The sequence below is a fragment of the Paenibacillus sp. 01T422 genome (genome assembly GCF_056398785.1).
The window spans coordinates 1-5,379 of record NZ_JBFTQB010000416.1; the positions used below are offsets into that span (position 1 = coordinate 1).

The window sequence follows — 5,379 nt, forward strand, 5'->3', positions numbered from 1 at the left end:
CGACTCGGTCATGTTCAAAGGCACCAGTCTTGTCGTGGACAAAACGGTAACCCCAGCAACAATAACCGGCAATGGCCGTTTATACGTCAATGGCGGTGGAGCACTCGGATCGAATCTATCTTACACGATTCATGAAGGGCCATTTAGCATCACGTCAGACAAATTTGCTTTCGACTTAAGCGGATCGGAAGCGACGGACTATTTGAATATGGATATGCCCGTCAAAGCAAGCTCGCTTATTTTCACAAAGGATGGCTTGCGTTTAACCGGTGATCTGGAGATCGGCTTGCAGGTAGGAAGTCAGAAGGTTAAGGAAACTGTACCGTTTGATGGCCTGAAATTCCGCAATAACCGCTTTGATTTGTCGGGCACCTTCCTGATGAAGAATAGCTTTCAGGTGGGGCCACTCAAAGCAAGTGATACCAAATTCGTCGTGGACAGCCGCATTCCTTATGTCGGTGTTCAGGGAACAGGCAGCTTGCCGGATACGAACTTAAGCTTCGATATGAATATGAAAACCAAACAAGGACGTTTGGATGGCGTAAGCTTCGGCATGTATCGGAAAGTGAAGCTTGCCTCGACAGGTCTTCAAGTCAATTATTTATTCGGCAGCGTGGACAAACTTGCTGAGAAATCGCAGATTCCCCAGAAGTTCAGTGTCACCGGATCTGTGAACGATGTTATCGTCCCTGAACTGAAGCATCCGCAAGTGGATTACAAGTTCAATCTAATCGGTACCGATTCCATTGATATGGATCTATCGACCTACGGCTTTAACGGCAGTGGAACCGAATACTACTATTGGCTGCCAGTAAAAAACATGAACATGCAAACGGTAGTTAATCCAGCAACGGCTGGAATCAAAGGATTTTCAACACCGGGCTTCGCAACGAAAGGCGACATCAATCTCTTTGAAGTCCTCAAAGGATCAATTGGGACGTACTCTTTTAATCAAAAGGGATTCAACGGTGCTATTAAAGGAACGGTTTATGTTCCGAAAGGGATTCCGCGTATCGGCGGAGCGACTGTAAGTAACGTTGCACTCAGTGTAAATGAAACAGGTGTATACGGCACTTTCAAACATAACGGCGTTGGAGCTAATCTGAAGTATACGTTCAATAACAATACGATTCTGTTCGAAGTGGAAGCGGAGCCGCCTAAGAAGTCTTGGTGGGAAAAAGGTCTGGATTTCGTGAACAATGTTTCTGATTTTATGGATGCAGCAGAACCATGGCTGGACATTGCAGAAGAAATATTCTTAAGGAATACAGATTCGAATTCGGGCAAAGAGAGCAATGAGGTCAGAATCGCTGCTGCGAATCAGCTAAAGCGTGTTTTTGATCTAAAACCAGTCAGCTTGTCTTTCCAACCAGAGGAACCTGTGCATACGGATGCGCAAGCGCGCATAGTGAATGGACAACTTACGTCGCTGGATCAAACACCTTTGATCACAACGGAAACGAATGCTTCAAGCGGGAAGTCAGTAGCTTCCTATGCAGTGGAACGTTCCTTCACGGCACTGATTGCCTTATCAGGAGATCAACGAGCTGCTGTTCTGAAAGGTACTCCTTCTGGACAAGGTTATGAGCAGGTCGTGCGTCCAGAAATCAGCTATGATCCTGCCAGTCAAATGACCTATATGCGTGTAGGGTTGTTTGCAGGGAAATGGAGTCTAACGACAAACAGTAATACTCACATTCAAATGAATGAACTGTTATTTGCCAACGAATCGCTGAATTTGAGTGACTTGGCGGCGCTGTGGTCGCAAACACCGGATCGCTCGGTTACCTCATTTACAGTGAAAGAGCGTGGAAGCTACGTACTTAATGTTGGTGAAGCTCAAGGCGATGTGATTGTTTACAAACCAGATGGTCGTCCTTATAGTCTGCACACAGCGCAGAATGAACCGAATTGGAACGCTCTCCGCGATGCCAATGGTCATGTGTACACGTTGGTGGATGCGGTCGAGGCTGGAACATGGATGATCAGCGCAGGCACAAGCCCAAGCGCCGTTTTAAGCAGCGTACCTTCTATAACGAAAATAGAGGATGTCATGCAGTGGGTGCAAGCTCAAGCTTATCCTACCGTTTTCGATATGACCCGGACAGATAATGGTCAAGCGATTGTAGAGATTTACGGGGCAAATGAGCAGACAAAGCTGTATGCGCCAAACGGCGATCTTTACAAATTTCAAACTGACCCAGGTTTGCCAGGTATGAATGTGCTGTATGACGAATCGCAGCAAAAGAATACGATTTTGCTGGACGGTATTGATTTGAATGGACAGTGGAAAGTTGTAAGCAGCAGTCCTACGAGTGTTGTTGCCTACAAGTCAACAAGGAAGTTCAAATCGATTAAACCATTGACGATGGAAGGCCGATTCAGTAAATACTTTGAAATTGCCGACAAGGGCAATTATATGTTGACGGTCAGCGGCGGAAATGCCAACACCGTGATTACAGCACCTGACGGTTCACCGTACATGCTGAACTTTGATGCTCCTGCTGGCAACGCCTATTTGCAGCCGGCGTCAGACCGAGTATCGAGTACAAGCCCTAGCGGAGATCCGCTTGAACAGACGAAGATTTCAACACCTAATCCAGTGAACGACGGCAGGGATACGCTTTACGTTTCACTCCTTAATGCGCCAGCTGGCAAATGGATGATTCAAAACGCGAAAAAAGTTGATCTGCAAATTCAGAAACTAATTCMTGTGCCAGAGATTAAGGCATCCGCAACAGCTGTCGCTGGCGCGGAAAATCGTATTCAAGTTACGTGGGCCATGGAGAATGCATCGTTTGATGCCCAAGTAACCATGATGTTAACGGACAGCGCTGATCAATGGGTTGGAGAAGTGATTCRAAGCGGTCTGCCATCTTCCGGCAGTAAAGCCATTGATCTTCCGACTTCCATGTTGCCTGGCACTTATCATCTTGCTGTTGTAAGCGAAAGTGCTGATAAAGCACCAATCTATGCCATTGCGGATGCAACTGTTGAGGTGACTGCGCCAATTTCACTGAGCACACCTGGACAACCTGAGGTGCTTTCTACAGGAAATGGAGAAATATCCTTACGCTTTGCTTCTATTGCAGGCAACGTAACAGCTTATCGTATCTGGGTTAGTGACAGCACGAGTGGTAAAGGTGCAGTTCCGATGATGGATATAACGCCGCAATCGGGAACTGAGCAGAATGCCTTAATTACCGGATTAACTGCTGGTGCAACTTACGAGATTTCTGTCTCAGCTATTGGCAATGAGCAAGGACGTGTTGTACTCAGCCCAACATCTGCGAGTGTACTGACGGTTCTGCCGGTTCCGCAGCCGCCAACGTTAGCGATGGCGCTTGATGCAGGCACACAACCCGTGATTGAACAAACGTATACATCATATGACGGTAATGAAGAGAAGCTGTTGCTTACAACAGCAGAACAAGCCTCCTTGAAGGTGACTTCCGATCAAAACGCTGCTATTACTTTGTCCGCGAACGGACAGCAGCTTGGCAGCAGCGAGCATGTATCAGCAGGGGGGACTTCCACGTTTGTTCTGCAAGATCTGCTTCAAACTGCTGTATTGAAAGAGCGGGAGTATAACGTGCTGGTTGAAGCCGTGAATGAGCGCGGTGACCGCAGTACGGCATACCGCAAGGTGTTCATTGACCGCACCGGACCAATGTTGATTGCTTCTGGAGGCAATGACGCGCAAGGCAAGCCGATTTCACTGAATGGTACTGTTACTGATACAAGCAGGGTTTATATAACCGGTCAAACAGACGCGGGAGCTAAGCTTGTTGTGARCGGTACGAATGTCCCATTGGATGATAACGGAAAATTCAACTATTACGCACCATTGGAATGGGGAGTATCGACGGATCGACTGCCGATCTCGATGACGGCTACGGACCAGGTTGGCAACAAAACCGAATATGGCTTTGAAGTCATTCGTGGTGTAGCTGAAGCGATTCCGGCAACTCCCAGCGATCTTGCGGCACTGACAACAGGCAACGCACAGATGAGTGCTCCGTATCAATTCGGTACAACCGCTTATCAAGCATTAGCTTATTCGGAAAACGTTCGTGTTCATGCAATTCCGATGGCTGCTGCTTCTGTCGTGACGATGGATGGCAAAACAGTTCCTGAGAGCGGTTATGTCGATATCGCGGTACCTGTTACCGGGAAATCGGTATCCATTAAAGTACATTCCGACAGCGCAGGAGACAAGTTCTACGCGCTGAGTTTTGATGGAAAAGGTTCCAATGAAGCATTGTTGGCTACATTGAAGCTGAATAATGCTACGGCCTCGCAAAAAGAAGATGTGCTACCGGCACAAGCCTTCACAGGGGCGGAAGAAAGTTATGCCGTGTATGTAGACAACACCGTGGACACGGTAACCTTGACACCTGGCGCTATGAAAGCTGGTTCCAGCATTGAAGTGAAAGGTCAATCCGTTCAGAGCGGGCAAGCATCCCAAGCGATTCAGCTGCAAGTTGGCGAGAATCAAGTCCCTGTGGTTGTGACCTCTCCGGACGGCTCGGAAACACGTAAGTACCAAGTAAGCGTATGGCGCGAACTAAGCGGCAATGCGCAGCTGCAAAACTTGGGGCTTGCTACTGACGGAGCAGAGCTGTTAACTGATTTTAACCCGGCAGTGAAAAGTTATGAGGTACTAGTGCCGAACATGACGGGCGAGTTTAAGCTTCTGCCAGTTCCTGCGCAGTTGGATGCAGACCTTCATGTTGATGGTCATAAGGTAACGAGCGGAACGGTCTTATCACTTCCATTTACGAAGGATGCACAAACCTTTGCTATTGAGGTAAAAGCTGAAGATGGTACTGTGCTCACTTATACCGTTTCTGTACTGCGTAAGCAGGCCGTACCTGGACAGCCGCCATTACTGGCAAGTTTGCAGGCAAATACGATCTTGGACGGTGCTTTTACGCCATACAAACTTAAATATGGAACGATTTCAACAACTGAGAGCGCTAATGCGTCAATCCAGGCGATTACCAATGATCCAGAGGCGACAGTAACGGTGCAGCATGTAAAACAAAAAGGCGGCGGCACCTTTACACCTGCTATTGGAATTGGAAGTAATACCATTATCGTCAATGTGGAGTCAGCTGATCTGAAGTCCTCACAGACTTATTCCATCGACGTAAAACGTATTGAGGAATCAAGTTCTGGTCCTAGTATCCGCCAAACGACGGTTGCAGGAAGCTCCGGAGGCTGGACATTCCAAACGAACATTGTACGGACCCAATCATCCGATGGCAAAACGCTTGATACGGTGAAATTGGATGCTGTGGATGCACGTACGATCTTGGAAAAATCTGTACAAAATAATGACCATGTTGCTCGCATCTATGTAACGGACTTACCGGA

Annotated in this window: 1 protein-coding gene; it reads left to right on the plus strand. The window is 47.6% G+C overall.

Annotated features, from left to right (window positions below):
• The coding region (locus AC1DUA_RS21785; RefSeq protein WP_477501767.1) for a cadherin-like beta sandwich domain-containing protein at window positions 1-5,379 on the plus strand (5,379 nt) is incomplete at both ends.